This window comes from Streptomyces sp. NPDC059866, from assembly GCF_042731325.1.
Taxonomy (GTDB): Bacteria; Actinomycetota; Actinomycetes; order Streptomycetales; family Streptomycetaceae; genus Streptomyces; species Streptomyces flavusporus.
Window position 1 is genome coordinate 1,881 of the sequence record NZ_JBHWJT010000114.1, and the last position, 1,522, is coordinate 3,402.

At 57.5% G+C, this 1,522-nt stretch carries 1 rRNA gene (running past one end of the window); it reads left to right on the plus strand.

Annotated features, from left to right (window positions below):
• Positions 1 to 1,501 (plus strand): 23S ribosomal RNA (locus ACFV7R_RS46870) (it extends 1,635 nt beyond the left edge of the window).
• Positions 1,502 to 1,522 lie beyond the last annotated feature (21 nt).

Here is a 1,522-nt window from a genome sequence, read left to right on the forward strand (position 1 = left end):
GTAGTAGGTGAGTGATGGGGTGACGCAGGAAGGTAGTCCATCCCGGGCGGTGGTTGTCCCGGGGTAAGGGTGTAGGACGTCAGGCAGGTAAATCCGCCTGGCACACAGTCTGAGACCTGATGCCGAGCCGATTGCGGTGAAGTGGATGATCCTATGCTGTCGAGAAAAGCCTCTAGCGAGTTTCATGGCGGCCCGTACCCTAAACCGACTCAGGTGGTCAGGTAGAGAATACCGAGGCGTTCGGGTGAACTATGGTTAAGGAACTCGGCAAAATGCCCCCGTAACTTCGGGAGAAGGGGGGCCACGCCCGGTGAAGAGACTTGCTCTCCGAGCTGGGGGTGGCCGCAGAGACCAGCGAGAAGCGACTGTTTACTAAAAACACAGGTCCGTGCGAAGCCGTAAGGCGATGTATACGGACTGACGCCTGCCCGGTGCTGGAACGTTAAGGGGACCGGTCAGCTCACCTTCGGGTGGGCGAAGCTGAGAACTTAAGCGCCAGTAAACGGCGGTGGTAACTATAACCATCCTAAGGTAGCGAAATTCCTTGTCGGGTAAGTTCCGACCTGCACGAATGGCGTAACGACTTCTCGACTGTCTCAACCATAGGCCCGGTGAAATTGCACTACGAGTAAAGATGCTCGTTTCGCGCAGCAGGACGGAAAGACCCCGGGACCTTTACTACAGTTTGATATTGGTGTTCGGTTCGGCTTGTGTAGGATAGCTGGGAGACTTTGAAACGCGGACGCCAGTTCGCGGTGAGTCGTCGTTGAAATACCAGTCTGGTCGTGCTGGATGTCTAACCTGGGTCCGTGATCCGGATCAGGGACAGTGTCTGATGGGTAGTTTAACTGGGGCGGTTGCCTCCCAAAGGGTAACGGAGGCGCCCAAAGGTTCCCTCAGCCTGGTTGGCAATCAGGTGTTGAGTGTAAGTGCACAAGGGAGCTTGACTGTGAGACCGACGGGTCGAGCAGGGACGAAAGTCGGGACTAGTGATCCGGCGGTGGCTTGTGGAAGCGCCGTCGCTCAACGGATAAAAGGTACCCCGGGGATAACAGGCTGATCTTCCCCAAGAGTCCATATCGACGGGATGGTTTGGCACCTCGATGTCGGCTCGTCGCATCCTGGGGCTGGAGTCGGTCCCAAGGGTTGGGCTGTTCGCCCATTAAAGCGGTACGCGAGCTGGGTTTAGAACGTCGTGAGACAGTTCGGTCCCTATCCGCTGTGCGCGCAGGAGTCTTGAGAAGGGCTGTCCCTAGTACGAGAGGACCGGGACGGACGAACCTCTGGTGTGCCAGTTGTTCTGCCAAGGGCATGGCTGGTTGGCTACGTTCGGGAGGGATAACCGCTGAAAGCATCTAAGCGGGAAGCCTGCTTCGAGATGAGGACTCCCACCCACTAGATGGGGTAAGGCTCCCAGCAGACGACTGGGTTGATAGGCCGGATATGGAAGCCCCGCGAGGGGTGGAGTTGACCGGTACTAATAGGCCGAGGGCTTGTCCTCAGTTGCTCGCGTCCACTGTGT